Raw genomic sequence first — 15,736 nt, forward strand, 5'->3', positions numbered from 1 at the left:
ATGCGTGCGGCATGTGGATTGGCGGGCGTCCTCCTTCTGTTGTTGCAAATGCTTGGTCCGGTGCTGGCGAGTCCCGGACAAAGCATGTGGGTGGAGATCTGCTCGGAGGCAGGGGCGGTTTGGGTTGAGGTGGACCTTGAGGAGGAAAACACCGATCCAACCGTTCCCTGCCCGAAATGTGCCGACTGCGCGCTTTGCGCGGTGACAACGGCAGGACCCGTGCCAGACTCTCCGCTGCTGGTCACGGCCTGCAACGTGGAAATTGTGCGCCCTGCTTTCGGGCATCTGTGCAATTTGTACAACTCGAAACGACTGTGGCCCGAAACCCGAGGCCCCCCGTTTGCGACCCAAGAAGAATCTGAACGCGCCCCGCGCGCGTCCATGGCGTCCACCCAAGTATTCGGAGGTGCGCCGTGGTCGTAAGTCGCGCAATCCTTTTCCTGCTGGCTTTCACCCTGTCCTGCCTGACGGCGATCAGCGCCCATGCTGACAGTCTGGCCAGTTTTCTGCCCGAGATTAAACCTGCCGATCTGGCCCCCGGTGCTGATGCCTTTGGTCCGGTGCGCGATGACGTTCCGGTTGCGCCTGTCCTGAAGGGTGGCGAGACCATAGCCTGGGCGTTCCTGACGTCTGACTTTGTGGGAACAACGGGCTATTCCGGCAAACCGATCCATGTGGTCGCCGGCATCGATGAGGATGCTGTGCTGACTGGCGTGCAACTGGTCAAGCACTCTGAACCCATCGTGCTGATCGGTATCCCCAATTCCCGCATGGTAGAGCTGACCGAAGGCTATACAGGCCTGGACCTGAAGGTAGAGGCCGAAACCGGTGGTGAGGGGCATGACCTCGACATCATCTCGGGCGCGACGGTCACGATCATGGTGATTGATGACAGCCTCGTGCGCGGCGGTATCAAAGTGGCGCGCGCGCTGGGATTGGGCGGGCTGTCTGCGCTGCTGGCTGACGGGCCGAAACGCGAAGTCGATATGGCGAAGGATGAGGTCTATGACTGGACCACCCTGTCCGGGGATGGCTCGGTGCGGCGGCTGACGCTGGATATCGGACAGGTCAATGCGGCGTTTGAAGCAACCGGCGATCAGCGCGCGATCAAGCGCCCCGAACCGGGCGAGCCTGATGACACCTTCATCGACATGCATATGGCGCTGGTCTCGGTCCCTTCAATCGGTAAATCGCTGCTGGGCGAGGCCGAGTATCAGAACCTGACCGAATGGCTGGACGAGGGCGAACAGGCCATTCTGGTGCTGGGCCGTGGGGCTTACAGCTTCAAGGGATCAGGCTATGTGCGCGGAGGAATTTTCGACCGTATTCAGCTGATCCAGGGCGACAATTCGGTGCGGTTCTTCGACAAGCAGCAGCGTCGTTTGGGCAAGGTTGCCGCGTCCGATGCGCCCAGCTTTACCGAGTTGGATATTTTCAAGATCCCCGCCGACGCCGAGTTCGACCCGGCTGAGCCCTTCCGTCTGCAACTTCTGGTTCAACGGGCTGTCGGAGCGGTTGAGAAGGCCTTTCTGACCTTCGATCTGGGCTATAAATTGCCCGAGCAGTACCTGCTGCCCGTTGCAGCTCCGGCAGTGGTGGACGACGCAACCGGCGAAGCAGCGGCCAAAGCTGCCTTGTGGCAACGCATCTGGAAGGACCGCACGGTTGAGATCGGCGTTCTTGGCGTCATGCTTCTGGTGCTGAGTGCGACGTTCTTCTTCCAGTTTCACGCCACGATGAATGCGCGGTTCTTCTACTGGTTCCGCATCGGTTACCTGAGCATGACCCTGTTATTCATCGGCTGGTACGCCAATGCACAGCTGAGTGTGGTGAACCTGATGGCGTTGGCAGGCAGCCTGCGCACCGGATTTAGCTGGGACGCATTCTTGCTGGACCCGCTGGTGTTCATCCAGTGGTTCGCTGTAGCAGCTGCCCTGCTGTTCTGGGGTCGTGGGGCCTATTGCGGCTGGCTGTGCCCGTTTGGCGCCTTGCAGGAACTGACCAACAAGATCGCGCGTGCGCTGAAAGTGCCGCAATGGACCCTGCCCTGGGGCCTGAACGAACGCCTCTGGCCCGCAAAATACATGATCTTCCTTGGGCTTTTCGGTCTCAGCTTTGTCTCGATCCCACTGGCCGAGAAATATGCCGAGATCGAGCCGTTCAAGACCGCGATCATTCTGAAATTCATGCGCGACTGGCCTTTCGTGGTCTTTGCGCTGCTCCTGTTGGTGATCGGGCTGTTCATCGAACGGTTCTATTGCCGCTATCTCTGCCCGCTGGGCGGGGCGCTGGCGATCCCAGCCCGGATGCGCATGTTCGACTGGCTGCGCCGCTACAAGGATTGCGGCACGCCCTGTCAAACCTGCGCCAATGAATGCCCCGTTCAGGCGATCCACCCCACCGGTGAGATCAATCCGAACGAGTGCGTCACCTGCCTGCATTGTCAGGTGCTCTACCAGTCCGAGGACAAATGTCCCGTCGTTATCCGCCAGTTGAAACGGCGGGCCAAGACAGGGTCGGTCGATCTTAAGACCCCACTCGGACAACCACCGGCGAACCATCCAAACGCCAAACCGCAAACCGTTTCCTAAAGGAGGAACGATCATGTCGGAACATGACAAGAAACTAACCGTCACACGCCGTGGGATGCTGGGTGCAACCGCAACCGGCGCCGTATTGGCCGGGACCGGTCTGGGCTCGACCCTGATGACCGCGAAAGAGGCCAGCGCTGCCGCCAATGCCAATCTGCAGCCCGGTGAACTGGACGAATATTATGGCTTCTGGTCTTCAGGTCAGACCGGCGAATTGCGCATCCTGGGTTTCCCGTCCATGCGCGAGCTGATGCGCGTGCCTGTGTTTAACCGCTGCTCGGCCACTGGCTGGGGTCAGACCAACGAGTCGCTGAAGATCATGACCGACGGTCTTCTGCCTGAAACCAAAGAGTTTCTCGCCAAGCGCGGCATGAAAACCTATGATAACGGCGACCTTCACCACCCGCATATGTCGTTCACCGACGGCACCTATGATGGCCGTTACCTGTTCATGAATGACAAGGCCAACACCCGCGTCGCTCGGGTGCGTTGCGACGTGATGAAATGCGACAAGATCACCGAGATTCCGAACGCCAAGGCGATCCACGGTCTGCGTCCGCAAAAATTCCCGCGTACCGGTTATGTCTTTGCCAATGGTGAAGATGAAACGCCTCTGGTCAATGACGGCAGCGTGCTGGATGATCCGTCGCAATACGTGAACATCTTCACCGCGCTGGACGGCGACACCATGGAAGTCGCGTGGCAGGTGATCGTGTCGGGGAACCTCGACAACACCGACTGTGACTATCAGGGTAAATACGCCTATTCGACCTCGTACAACTCGGAAATGGGTATGAACCTGGCCGAGATGACTGAGAACGAGCTGGACCACGTCGTTGTCTTCAACCTCGCGGAAATCGAAGCGGGTATCGAAGCCGGCGACTATCAGGAACTGAAAGGCGTCAAGGTTCTGGACGGCCGCAAGGGTCAGAACAAGAAGTACACCCGCTACATCCCGATCCCGAACTCGCCGCACGGCATCAACACCGCGCCCGACGGCAAGCACGTCTGCATCAACGGTAAGCTGTCGCCGACCGTGTCGATCATGGATGTGACCAAGCTGGACGCGCTGTTCGAAAGCGATGCCGACCCGCGGTCGTGCATCGTGGGTGAACCGCAGCTGGGTCTTGGCCCGCTTCACACTGCTTATGACGGTCAGGGCAATGCGTTCACCACACTGTTCCTCGACAGTCAGATCGTGAAGTGGAATCTCGACAAGGCAATCGAGGCTTACGGCGGCGCTGACGTGGACCCGATTATCTCGAAGGTCGATGTGCATTATCAACCGGGCCACAACTCGACCACCATGGGTGAAACCAAAGAGGCCGATGGCAAGTGGCTGATTTCGATGAACAAGTTCTCGAAAGACCGGTTCCTGAACACGGGTCCGCTCAAGCCTGAGAACGAGCAGTTGATCGATATCTCATCGAACGAGATGAAAGTGGTGCACGACGGCCCAACCTTTGCCGAGCCGCATGACTCGATCATGGTTCGTGCTGACATCGTTAATCCGGTCAACGTATGGGATCGGAACGATGTCACATGGGAAGACGCCCGGAAACAGGCCGAGGCAGATGGCATCGATCTGGAAGAAGGCGCCGAGGCACCGATCCGGGATGGCAACAAGGTGCGGGTCTACATGACTTCACAGGCACCGACCTTCAGCCTTGAGAAGTTCACTGTCAAACAGGGTGACGAGGTGACTGTTTACATCACCAACCTGGATGACGTGGACGATGTGACCCACGGTTTCTGCCTGGGTAACTACGGTATCGCAATGGAAGTTGCACCGTTGGCAACCGCCTCGGTCACCTTCACCGCTGACCGTCCGGGCGTACACTGGTTCTATTGCCAGTGGTTCTGCCACGCGCTGCACATGGAAATGCGCGGCCGGATGCTGGTCGAACCGCAGGGAGCATAACCCATGCGTTGGTCCCTGCTCATACCGCTCCTGCTCGGCTCGCCCCTTTGGGCGGCGGACTGGGATGTGCCCAACCGGGCGGGGGCCATCAACGAAATACTGGCGCAGGCGGCGGATGGAGACACCCTTCGCCTGAGCCCCGGCATTTACTCTGAGACGCTGGTTCTGGACCGGTCCGTCACACTTGACGGGCTGGGACAGGCTACCATCGACGGTCAGGGCGACGGCAGCGTCATCACCGTGACCGGGCCGGGCGTGACGGTGCGCGGGCTGACCGTGATCGGATCAGGTTCCAGCCATGACGGGATCGACAGCGGCATTCAACTGACCAAGACGGCCCTTGCGCCGGTGGTCGAGGATAACGTGCTGCTGGGCAACCTCTATGGCGTCGACATTCATGGTGCCAAGGACAGCATCGTTCGTGGTAACCGGATTGAAGGACGTTTGGACCAGCGGATGAACGACCGCGGCAATGGCGTCTATGTCTGGAACGCGCCAGGTGCGGTGGTTGAAGGTAACGACATCCGCTACGGGCGCGACGGGATCTTTGTGAACTCGTCCAAGAAGAATACCTTCACTGGAAATCTGTTCCGCGATTTGCGATTTGCCGTGCATTACATGTATGCCGACGACTCGGTCGTCAGCGACAACGTCTCGATCGGCAACGATCTGGGCTATGCGGTAATGTTCACGACCAATGTGACGGTGGCCAACAATGTCTCGATCGGCGACCGTGAACATGGCGTTATGCTGAACTACGCCAACAAGAGCACCATCACCGGGAATGTGGTGAAAGGCGCGAAAGAGAAATGCACCTTCCTCTATAATTCCAATAAGAACGAATTCACCGATAACTGGTTCCAGGGATGCGGCATCGGCATCCACTTTACCGCTGGCAGCGAACGCAACCGCATTGTCGGCAATGCCTTCATCGGCAACCGGACGCAGGTGAAATATGTCTCGACCAAATGGGTCGAGTGGTCTGAAGACGGGCGCGGCAATTACTGGTCCGACTTCGCCGCTTATGATGTGGATGGCAACGGCATCGCCGATGCACCCTATCGCCCCAATGACTCTATGGACCATGTGCTGTGGACCCAACCCGCAGCCAAATTGTTGCTCGGCTCCCCTGCCGTGCAGCTGGTGCGCTGGTCGCAATCGGCCTTCCCGGCGCTGTTGCCGGGCGGTGTTATGGACAGCAACCCACTGATGCAAGCCCCTGAACCCCCAGCTATGAAAAAGGTGCCTCATGACGGATAAGGCCCTGTCAATCGACCATGTTCTCAAGGACCGAGGGAAAACCCGCGTTCTCGACGATATCACCCTGTCCCTTGCCCCTGGCCAGCGCGTGGCGCTGCTGGGCCATAACGGCGCGGGCAAGTCGACCCTGATCAAAACCATCCTCGGCCTGACGCCGATCCACGGCGGAGCCATTCGGATCGGAGACGCAACCCCCGGCAGCGCACAGGCGCGGCGCGAAACGGCCTATCTGCCCGAGGCGGTGTCGTTTCATCCGGCGTTAACAGGGCGAGAACAGTTGACCCTGTTCGCCAAGTTGTCCGGCGCAAAGGCCGATGTGCCAGGCCTGCTGGAACGCGTTGGCCTCAGCGATGCTTTGGACCGCCGGATCGGCGCTTATTCCAAAGGGATGCGGCAACGTCTGGGTCTGGCGCAGGTTTTGCTGGGCCAGCCGAAAGTGGCGCTACTGGACGAGCCAACCTCGGGCCTGGACCCGATTTCCCGGCAGGATCTCTATGCCATCATCGACGAGTTGGCCGCGCAGGGCACTGCCGTGTTGATCGCGTCCCACGCGCTGACCGAGGTCGAGGCCCGCACCGACCGCATCGCCATCATGCGCAAGGGCCGGATGGTGGCGGACGACACGCTGAACAACCTGTCGGCGCTGGCAGGTCTACCAATCCGCTTGAAGGTGCGCGCCAGTGCCAACGCTGATGCCCTGGCCGCCGAACTGGGTGGCAGCCGTATCAATGGCGCATCGGTGGAGCTGCTCTGTACCCCGTCCGACAAGATGGAAGCCCTGCGCCGCATCGCTGGCATGGGCGATGCGGTGGCTGACGTCGAGATGACGCCACCGAAACTGGAAGATCTCTATCGTTATTACGCACAGGAGGAGAGGCTATGACCCGCTTCCTCGCCATCACCCGCACCGAGATGCTGATCCTTCGCCGCAATCGCTGGCTGCTGGTCGCCACACTGATCATGGTTCTGTTCGCTTTGGCCCTCACCTTCGCAGGCAGCGCACCAACTGGCACACTGGGCGTCGACATGCTGACCGTTTCGGTCGCATCGATGACTACTTTGTCGGTTTACCTCGCACCGCTGCTGGCCTTGATGATCGCTTTCGACGCCATCGCAGGCGACGTGGACCGGGGCAGCCTGTCGCTGCTCCTGTCCTACCCTGCGGGGCGCGGAGAAATACTGTTGGGCAAATTCACCGCCCATCTGGCGGCGCTGGCTTTTGCCATGACCGTGGGTTTCGGCACCGCAGGCGCAGTGGCCGCTTACTTTGGTGGTGCAGGGCAAGAGAGCCTGATGGCTCTGGTCCGCCTCATCCTCACCTCGATTCTGTTGGGCGCCGTGTTTCTGGCGCTGGGATACCTGCTGTCAGCTCTGGCGAGGGGCGCTACGGCGGCAGCAGGTCTGTCGGCCGGGCTTTGGCTGGTTTTTGTCGTCCTCTATGATCTGGGCCTGTTGGGGGCTGTCGTCATGGATAAGGGCGGCGCCTTCACCCAATCCGTCTTTCCATGGGTGATGGTGGCCAACCCGGCCGACGCATTCCGTTTGTGGAACATTGCTGCGACTGAGGGCGTAGCAATGGCATCAGGCATGACCGGGGCCGCTCAGGCATTGCCCGTATGGGCCGCGCCCGCCTCTTTGTTGATCTGGCCGGTCATAGGCTTTGCTCTTGCGCGGCTGGCATTCCGGAGGGTCGAGCCATGAAACACCTCGCCCTGATCGCGTTGATCGCGTTGGTTGCTTGCAAGGAAGATGTCGCCGAGGCTCCCGATCCGGTCGATCTGACCGCCGATGCGCTGAGCTTTTTCTGCCAGATGAACATAGCCGAGCACGGCGGCCCCAAGGGCCAGATCCATCTGGAGGGGTATCCCGCACCGCTGTTCTTTGCACAGGTGCGCGACATGGTGGCATATCTCAAAAGCCCTGAGCGTGATGCCGACATAACTGCCGTCTATGTCAGCGATATGGGCATCGCGCCAAGTTGGCGACAGCCGGGCATCTCGAACTGGATCGCGGCTGATGGTGCGACGTTCGTTGTTGGGGCCGATGTGGCAGGCGGCATGGGTGCGCGCGAAGTGGTGCCTTTTGCCAATCCTGCTGATGCTCACGCATTCATCGAGATCTACGGCGGAACCGCACTGGATCTGCCTGACATTCCGGATGCCGAAGTGCTCGGCCCTGTCGATCTTGATCTGATGTTGGAGACCCCTGTATGACCGCCCTGTCCCGCCGCCGATTTCTGATCATCTCAGCCGCTTGTGCTGCGGCCACTCCGGCTGCGGCCTCTGACGCGCGCTGGCAGGGCACTGCGTTGGGTGCCGCTGCGAGTTTGCGGTTGGTCGGGCTAACGGACGCTGAAGCCGCACCTGTCATTGCCGCCGTCGAGACCGAGGTTGCCCGGCTGGAGGACATCTTCAGCTTGTATCGCCCCCAGTCGCAGCTCAGCCGCTTGAATCGCGACGGTGTTCTGACAGCGCCGGCTCCTGAATTGTTGAACGTGCTGAGCCTGTGCGCAGCGCTGCATCAGGCCTCGGACGGAGCATTTGATCCAAGCATTCAACCCCTGTGGTACGCATTGGCAACGGGGGCACGTCCTGAAGACTTGGATGAAATTCAGCAAGTGGTAGGCTGGGAACAGGTGTCTTTCGATGCTTCGGCCGTGCGTCTTCCCGTGCCCGGCCAGTCGGCCCTGACGTTGAACGGCATTGCACAGGGTGCGATCACGGATCGGATCGCGGCACTGCTGCGCAGCTTCGGTCTACGCGACATTCTGGTTGATATGGGCGAGGTTGCCGCTTTGGGCGCGCGGGGCGATGGTACACCCTGGAAAGTTGGGCTGGCAGCGCCGGATCAGACGGTTCTGAAGCGGATTGAATTGCGCGACCGGGCAGTGGCGACATCGTCTTCGCTGGCGACTCAGCTTAGCCAGGGATTCGGGCACATCATTACCCCCGATGGGCCCGCAAGCCGCGACAGAACTGTTTCGGTTTCCGCCCCGGAAGCAGCAATTGCAGATGGGCTGTCCACGGCGATTTGCGCAGCGCCTGCCGGCAAAGCACAAGGGATCGCAGGGCGCTTCTCCGAAGCCCGTGTCGAATTGAATGTATGACAATGGATCACAAATCTCAGATCGTTCAAAAAAATTCTCGAAAAATATGATATAGGTCAAATCGTGCGCGGTTTCAGACCGCTAGGAAGTAGAGACGCGAACCTATCTTTCCAAATTCGAGTCGCCAGCTATGAGCCAGATGACGAGCAGACGCGCTTTTCTGAGCGCGCGCATCCTTCGGGAGGACCGCGATGCTATTCGTCCACCCGGGGCAGTCGCATCTGGCTTCAGCGATCTGTGCACACGTTGCGAAGACTGCGCCGGGGCCTGTCCGGAAGACATCATCACATTCGACGACAGCGGTTTTCCTGTTCTGGACCTTTCCGCCGGCGGCTGCACAATGTGTGGTGGCTGCGCTGAAGCCTGTCCAACCCCAGCATTGTTGCCTGAACGCGTGGCCGAATGGCCGTGGCGTGCGCAGATTGAGGCCGCAAGCTGCCTGTCAATGAACGGGGTGAGTTGCCGCGTGTGCCAGGACAATTGCGAGCAGGACGCCATCCGCTTTCGCCTGCAACTGGGCGGACGGGCGGAGCCTGCGCTTGATTTCGAAGCCTGCATCGGATGCGGCAGCTGTTCCGCCGCGTGCCCAGCCGGGGCCATAGCGATGCACCGCCCCACCCCACAACACCCGGAGGTGACTTTATGAATATCTGTGGCTGTCTCGTCCACATCGCCCCCGATCACACCGACGCGGCACGTGCGGTGATGACCGGCACCCAAGGCGTCGAGCTTCATGCCGAAGCCGAGGATGGTCGGTTTGTGGTGGTTGTAGAGGATACAGCCGATCGGCTGGCCTCGGACACCATCATGGATCTGCACCAGATCCCCGGCGTGATCTCACTGTCGCTGACCTATCACCATTTCGAAGATCTCGCGGAGGCATCTCCGCAATCCAATGCCCAAAGCCAACCGACCAGCAGGAGGCCCATGCAATGACCATCTCTGAATCCCGTCGTACTTTCCTCAAGGCATCCGCCGCTGCCGCAACCGCCTCGGCTGCCGGCATTCCCATGGCGACCGGTCAGGCCAACGCTCAAACCGGCGCGCCCGATATCCGCTGGGATAAGGCCGCCTGCCGGTTCTGTGGCACAGGCTGCTCGGTTCTGGTCGGCACCAAAGACGGTCGTGTGGTTGCTACGCAAGGCGACCCGGACGCGCCGGTGAACCGGGGCCTGAACTGTATCAAAGGCTATTTTCTGTCCAAGATTATGTACGGCAAGGACCGCCTGACCACGCCTCTGCTGCGAAAGACCAACGGCGTTTACGACAAAAACGGTGAATTCGAGCCGGTCAGCTGGGATGAAGCTTTTGACGTGATGGCCGCCAAGTGGAAAGAAGCCCTGGTCAAGAAAGGCCCGACCAGCGTCGGCATGTTCGGTTCAGGCCAGTGGACCGTTTGGGAAGGCTATGCAGCTGCCAAGATGATGAAGGCGGGCTTCCGGTCGAACAACATCGACCCGAACGCGCGTCATTGCATGGCCTCAGCCGTGGTTGGCTTTATGCGCACTTTCGGCATTGATGAGCCAATGGGGTGTTATGACGACTTTGAGCACGCAGATACCTTCGTGCTGTGGGGGTCGAACATGGCCGAGATGCACCCGATCCTGTGGTCGCGCCTGACCGACACGCGCCTGACCAAGCCCGGCTCGGAAGTTCATGTTCTGTCGACTTATGAGCACCGCTCGTTCGAGCTGGCCGACAATGGCATGGTCTTTGCACCGCAAACCGATCTGGCGATCCTGAACTATATCGCCAATTACATCATCCAGAACGGTGCGGTGAACGAAGAGTTCGTCAAGAACCACGTCAACATCACCAAAACGGCGACCGATATCGGCTATGGTCTGCGGGACAACCACCCGCTGCAAGAAGCGGCCGAAAACCCCAATGTCGGCAAGATGGAACCGATCAGCTTCGAAGAATATGCCGAGGCCGTTTCGGAATACACGCTGGAATACACTGCGGAACTGTCCGGTGTTCCCGCTGACAAGCTGGAGCGTCTGGCCAAGCAATATGCTGACCCCAACCGCAAGGTCATGAGCCTGTGGACCATGGGCTTCAACCAGCACACCCGCGGGTCCTGGGTGAACTCATTGATGTACAACGTTCATCTGCTGGTGGGCAAGATTTCGGAACCCGGCAATTCGCCCTTCTCGTTGACCGGTCAACCGTCGGCCTGTGGTACCGCGCGCGAAGTCGGCACGTTTGCTCACCGTCTGCCCGCTGACATGGTGGTGATGAACGACAAGCATCGCGAGATCTGCGAGACTGCCTGGAATGTGCCTGCCGGCACCATTCCGGCCAAGCCCGGCTTCCACGCCGTGCTGCAGCACCGCAAGCTGAAGGATGGCGATCTGAACGCCTATTGGGTTCAGTGCACCAACAACATGCAGGCCGCGCCGAACATCAACGAAGAAGGGTATCCCGGTTATCGCAACCCGGAAAACTTTATCACTGTTTCAGACCCCTATCCAACAGTTACCGCCGTTTCCGCTGACCTGATCCTGCCCACCGCCATGTGGGTCGAGAAGGAAGGCGCCTATGGCAACGCCGAACGCCGCACGCAATTCTGGCGCCAGCAGGTCAAGGCACCGGGCGAGGCCAAGTCGGACGTCTGGCAGGTGATGGAATTCTCGAAACGCTTCACTGTCGAAGAGGTCTGGGGCGAAGAGTTGCTGGCCACCATGCCGGAACACCGTGGCAAGACCATGTATGACGTTCTGTTCACCAATGGCAGCATCGATAAATTCCCGCTGTCGGAAACTGCTGAAGGTTTCGACAACGACGAATCCGAGCATTTCGGATACTACGTGCAGAAGGGCCTGTTCGAGGAATATGCCGAGTTCGGACGCGGGCACGCGCACGATCTGGCACCGTTCGAAGTTTACCACCAGGCTCGTGGTCTGCGCTGGCCAGTCGTGGACGGTAAAGAAACGCTTTACCGTTTCCGCGAAGGCTATGACCCATATGTATCAGCGGGCGCCGGTGTTGAGTTCTATGGTCACAAAGATGGTAAGGCCAAGATTATCTTTGCGCCATATGAACCTGCCGCAGAAGAGCCCGATGCGGAATTCGATCTGTGGCTGTGCACCGGTCGCGTGCTCGAGCACTGGCATTCAGGTTCGATGACCCGCCGGGTGCCGGAACTGCACCGCGCCTATCCTGCCGCCGTAGTTTACATGCACCCGCAGGACGCCAAGGATCGCGGTTTGCGCCGGGGTCAGGAGATCGTTCTGTCCACCCGCCGTGGCGAGGTCACCAGCCGGGTCGAAACCCGGGGTCGGAACAAGGTGCCGCGCGGCCTGGTCTTCATGCCGTGGTTTGACGAAAGCCAGCTGACCAACAAGCTGACGCTGGACGCGACCTGCCCGCTGTCGAAAGAGACCGACTTCAAGAAGTGCGCCTGTAAGATCGAGCGCGCGTAACCAGCAAGGATTGTACGGTTAATTCCCATGTCTCTTGTCGACAAACCCCTTTCGCCGCAGCGGCGTCGGTTCCTGCAGGACTCGGCCCGGGCGGCGGGCGGCTGCGTGGTCGCCGGGTCGGTGCTGGCCTATCTGGCCCGCGACGCCCGCGCTCTGCCAGCCGAGGCTTTGCGCCCGCCCGGCGCATTGCCGGAAAAGGAGTTTCTGTCGGCCTGCATCCGTTGCGGTTTGTGCGTGCGGGATTGTCCCTACGATACCCTAAAACTGGCCGAACTTGGTTCCGACGCGGTGGCGACGGGAACGCCGTATTTCACCGCGCGGGATATTCCCTGTGAAATGTGCGACGACATTCCCTGTGTCGCCGCATGTCCCACCGGGGCGTTAGATCCTGGGCTGGACAATATCGACGATGCTGAGATGGGCGTCGCGGTGCTGGTCGATCAGGAGAACTGCCTGAACTTCCTTGGCCTGCGGTGCGACGTTTGTTACCGCGTCTGCCCCGTTATTGACGACGCGATCACATTGGAAACCGCGCATAATACCCGGTCAGGCCATCACGCGCTGTTCATTCCGACCGTCCATGCCGATCACTGTACCGGTTGTGGCATGTGCGAGAAAAGCTGTGTTCTGCCCGAAGCTGCCATCAAAGTCCTGCCCGCACGGCTGGCGCGCGGCAGCTCGGCAGAGCATTACCGTAAGGGCTGGGAAGAAAAGGCCGCCAAGGGCGCGCCGGTGGTCGAGGGGATCATCGATCTGCCCGACCGTTTGCCTGGACCCGGCACAGACAACTTGGTCGCCCCGGGCGGGTTTGCCCCGGAATATGACTTGCCGGCGGTCGGACAATGAGCATCCGCACACATATGCCTGTCGGTCAGGAAGCTGTCACCAGCAAAGGCTGGCTTGGCGCGCATCGTTATCTGCTATTGCGGCGTACAAGTCAGTTGTTCTTTCTGGTTCTGTTTTTGCTGGGCCCATGGTTCGGCATCTGGATTGTCCAAGGCACGCTGGCAGGATCGCTGACGCTGGGCGTGTTGCCATTGACCGATCCCTTCATCCTGTTGCAGAGCGCCGTCTCTGGCCACTGGCCCGAGGTGACGGCGCTGATTGGCGGGCTCATCGTTCTGATGACCTACGCTCTGATCGGCGGCAGAGTCTATTGTTCTTGGGTTTGTCCGATCAACCCGGTGACGGATGCGGCGAACTGGTTGCACCGCAAGCTGGACCTGCCGAAAGGATGGCAACCCAAACGCGGCACACGCCTGTGGATCCTTGCAACTGTCCTGCTTGTCTCGGGGCTGAGTGGCGTGATCGCGTGGGAATTGATCAATCCGATCACCATGCTACATCGCGGGCTGATCTTCGGCATGGGCTTTGTCTGGGCCATGATCGCTGCCATCTTTGTCTTTGACGTGTTCGTTTCACGCCATGGCTGGTGCGGGCATCTGTGCCCGGTCGGAGCGTTCTATGGCCTGATCGGGTCAAAAAGCCTGCTGCGGATCAGCGCCACCAAACGGACCGCCTGTGACGACTGCATGGATTGTTACGCGGTTTGCCCGGAAAATCAGGTGATCTCACCCGCGCTGAAAGGCAAGCCGGGAAGCACACCACTGATCCTGTCACCCGACTGCACAAACTGCGGACGCTGTATCGATGTCTGCGCGGTCGATGTCTTTAACTTTACTCACCGGTTCGACGACCACGTCGTTCAACCTTCCGATCCAGTTGCCGCGCCTGAGCCGCGCGCTGCCAGACCTATCTAGGGGAGTGCCAAGATGAAAAAAACAATCGTTACAGGCGGAATTGCCCTTCTACCCGTATTATTGCTGAGCGGATGGGCCCTTGCGCAATCTGCACAGGTCGAAACCCTGCGAGGCGCGGAAGTGGACGAGCCGATCCCGCTGGATCAAATCCACAAGAACGTTGAAGGACGGATGCAGCGCAATTATCGCCAGCAGCCGCCGCTGATCCCACACTCGGTCGAGCAATATCAGATCGATGTACGCACCAATCAATGCCTGTCCTGCCATGACTGGTCCAAGGCGGGTGAGCGCAATGCACCGACTTTGTCGATGACCCACTATCTGGATCGCGAAGGCCGCGAGTTGGATCAGGTTGCCGGAACCCGGTACTTCTGCAACCAGTGCCACGTTCCGCAGGCAGACGCGCCGCCGCTGGTTGAAAACGTGTTCGAGCCCTCCGCCGGTAACTGATCCAACGCAAGACTGAAAGGAGCACCGACATGGCAGACTCCCCCGAAAAACGCGGCTTGCTTGGTCGCCTCTGGAACGCGATCTGGACACCTGCGGTGATGTTCAGCTCGGGCTTTTTGATCCTCGCTGGCTTTCTGGCCGGTATCCTGTTCTGGGGTGGATTTCACTGGACCCTGGAATTGACCAACACCGAAGAGTTCTGTGTCTCGTGCCACACGATGGAGACGAACTTGGGCGAATACCGCGAGACGATCCACTACAACAACCACTCCGGCGTGCGTGCGATCTGTTCCGATTGCCACGTTCCGGATGAATGGAATCACAAGATCAAAGCCAAGATCATGGCGGTGAAAGACGTCTATCACGAGCTTGCCGGAACCATCAGCACGTCTGAGAAATACGAGGATCACCGTCTGGCAATGGCCTCTGCCGTGTGGAAGAAGATGAAAGCGTCCGACAGTCGCGAATGCCGCAACTGCCACAATTTCGACTACATGGACTTCACCATTCAGGAAACCCGCGCCGCGTCGGAACACCAGCGCGCCATTGACACCGGTATGACCTGTATCGATTGCCATCAGGGCATCGCACACAGCCTGCCGCCGAACTACCTGGAAGAATATGAGAAGGTGGCCGAAGCCATTGAGGGCGAGGTTCTGCAGGAGCACGCAACCGCCTCGGGTGACGATATCCGCGACTTTCTGAACAACAACTCGAATTGATGAGGGGGCGGCAATGCTAGAAATACTTGGAACCATCGGCAGCACCATCCTGAGCTTGCCAGGCATTTTGGGACTGGCCCTTGGCATGATGACCCGCAAGCTGTGGCTTGGCGCAGTTTTAGGGGGCGCCGTCGGCGTGTTTGAAACGCTGGTTTTTGCTGGATTTCAGTTTGCCCAGGTGGAGGCTTTGGAACTGATCATAGCCGTTGTAGTTGGCGTCTGTGCAGGCAGCCTGGGCACGGCCATTCGTCTCAAGGGCGCAACGGCTTGATAGGCATCCGGTTTCGCTACACCGGCGAGATCGGAACATGCTGCGGTCCTGGGGGCATAATCTGCTTTCAGGTTCAGAGAAATGAACAGGTCGGGGAAGGGAAATTCCGGCCTGTCAGCATCGGTCGCCCAGGGCAAGATCGACTGATCGGTGGTTCGCAAAGTGCGCTGTCCCAAAAGTAGGGCAAACCTTTGCCGTATCTCGCCAAGGCCTTTTCAAAGGTACTCTGC

The 15,736-nt window shown here is 59.5% G+C and carries 16 protein-coding genes; all 16 read left to right on the forward strand.

The annotated features are described in order from the left end of the window. The 16 genes from AC2FJZ_RS05065 (at position 1) to AC2FJZ_RS05140 (ending at position 15,506) form a co-directional block, all read left to right on the forward strand. Complete coding sequence (locus tag AC2FJZ_RS05065; protein WP_496776303.1) at positions 1-423, forward strand: DUF2946 family protein; 423 nt, start codon at positions 1-3, stop codon at positions 421-423. Continuing rightward, positions 414-2,591 carry a 4Fe-4S binding protein gene (locus AC2FJZ_RS05070; RefSeq protein WP_496776288.1) on the forward strand — a complete coding sequence of 726 codons (2,178 nt, stop codon included), beginning with the start codon at positions 414-416 and terminating at the stop codon, positions 2,589-2,591. Before AC2FJZ_RS05065 ends, AC2FJZ_RS05070 begins: the two co-directional genes overlap by 10 nt. 13 nt (positions 2,592-2,604) lie before the next feature. Then, positions 2,605-4,512, forward strand: coding sequence for a TAT-dependent nitrous-oxide reductase (gene nosZ / locus AC2FJZ_RS05075; RefSeq protein ID WP_496776289.1), 1,908 nt, complete (start codon positions 2,605-2,607; stop codon positions 4,510-4,512). A gap of 3 nt (positions 4,513-4,515) precedes the next feature. Continuing rightward, positions 4,516-5,772, forward strand: a complete 1,257-nt coding sequence (locus AC2FJZ_RS05080) for a nitrous oxide reductase family maturation protein NosD (RefSeq protein ID WP_496776290.1) — start codon at positions 4,516-4,518, stop codon at positions 5,770-5,772. After that, a complete protein-coding gene (locus tag AC2FJZ_RS05085; RefSeq protein WP_496776291.1) occupies positions 5,762-6,655 on the forward strand; it encodes an ABC transporter ATP-binding protein in 894 nt (297 codons plus the stop codon). Before AC2FJZ_RS05080 ends, AC2FJZ_RS05085 begins: the two co-directional genes overlap by 11 nt. Next, complete coding sequence (locus AC2FJZ_RS05090; RefSeq protein ID WP_050603721.1) at positions 6,652-7,473, forward strand: ABC transporter permease; 822 nt, start codon at positions 6,652-6,654, stop codon at positions 7,471-7,473. The genes AC2FJZ_RS05085 and AC2FJZ_RS05090 overlap by 4 nt, the downstream gene beginning before the upstream one ends. Beyond that, complete coding sequence (locus AC2FJZ_RS05095; RefSeq protein WP_496776292.1) at positions 7,470-7,985, forward strand: nitrous oxide reductase accessory protein NosL; 516 nt, start codon at positions 7,470-7,472, stop codon at positions 7,983-7,985. The genes AC2FJZ_RS05090 and AC2FJZ_RS05095 overlap by 4 nt, the downstream gene beginning before the upstream one ends. Continuing rightward, positions 7,982-8,878: an FAD:protein FMN transferase gene (locus tag AC2FJZ_RS05100; protein WP_496776293.1), complete on the forward strand. Its 897-nt coding sequence runs from the start codon at positions 7,982-7,984 to the stop codon at positions 8,876-8,878. The genes AC2FJZ_RS05095 and AC2FJZ_RS05100 overlap by 4 nt, the downstream gene beginning before the upstream one ends. A 130-nt stretch (positions 8,879-9,008) precedes the next feature. Next, positions 9,009-9,524 carry a ferredoxin-type protein NapF gene (gene napF, locus AC2FJZ_RS05105; RefSeq protein WP_496776294.1) on the forward strand — a complete coding sequence of 172 codons (516 nt, stop codon included), beginning with the start codon at positions 9,009-9,011 and terminating at the stop codon, positions 9,522-9,524. Beyond that, positions 9,521-9,814, forward strand: a complete 294-nt coding sequence (locus tag AC2FJZ_RS05110; protein WP_050603717.1) for a chaperone NapD — start codon at positions 9,521-9,523, stop codon at positions 9,812-9,814. Before napF ends, AC2FJZ_RS05110 begins: the two co-directional genes overlap by 4 nt. Continuing rightward, complete coding sequence (gene napA, locus AC2FJZ_RS05115) at positions 9,811-12,303, forward strand: nitrate reductase catalytic subunit NapA (protein ID WP_496776295.1); 2,493 nt, start codon at positions 9,811-9,813, stop codon at positions 12,301-12,303. The genes AC2FJZ_RS05110 and napA overlap by 4 nt, the downstream gene beginning before the upstream one ends. A 27-nt stretch (positions 12,304-12,330) precedes the next feature. Further along, entirely contained in the window at positions 12,331-13,149 is an 819-nt protein-coding gene (napG, locus tag AC2FJZ_RS05120; protein WP_496776296.1) for a ferredoxin-type protein NapG, read from the forward strand. Beyond that, on the forward strand, positions 13,146-14,063 hold the full coding sequence (napH, locus tag AC2FJZ_RS05125; RefSeq protein ID WP_496776297.1) for a quinol dehydrogenase ferredoxin subunit NapH: 918 nt from the start codon (positions 13,146-13,148) through the stop codon (positions 14,061-14,063). Before napG ends, napH begins: the two co-directional genes overlap by 4 nt. 12 nt (positions 14,064-14,075) lie before the next feature. Further along, complete coding sequence (locus AC2FJZ_RS05130) at positions 14,076-14,513, forward strand: nitrate reductase cytochrome c-type subunit (RefSeq protein ID WP_050603713.1); 438 nt, start codon at positions 14,076-14,078, stop codon at positions 14,511-14,513. 29 nt (positions 14,514-14,542) lie between these two features. Beyond that, on the forward strand, positions 14,543-15,235 hold the full coding sequence (locus AC2FJZ_RS05135; protein WP_496776298.1) for a NapC/NirT family cytochrome c: 693 nt from the start codon (positions 14,543-14,545) through the stop codon (positions 15,233-15,235). Between the two features lie 13 nt (positions 15,236-15,248). Then, positions 15,249-15,506, forward strand: coding sequence for a hypothetical protein (locus AC2FJZ_RS05140; RefSeq protein ID WP_496776299.1), 258 nt, complete (start codon positions 15,249-15,251; stop codon positions 15,504-15,506). Positions 15,507-15,736 lie beyond the last annotated feature (230 nt).

Source organism: Ruegeria sp. CDSA079, from assembly GCF_059612245.1.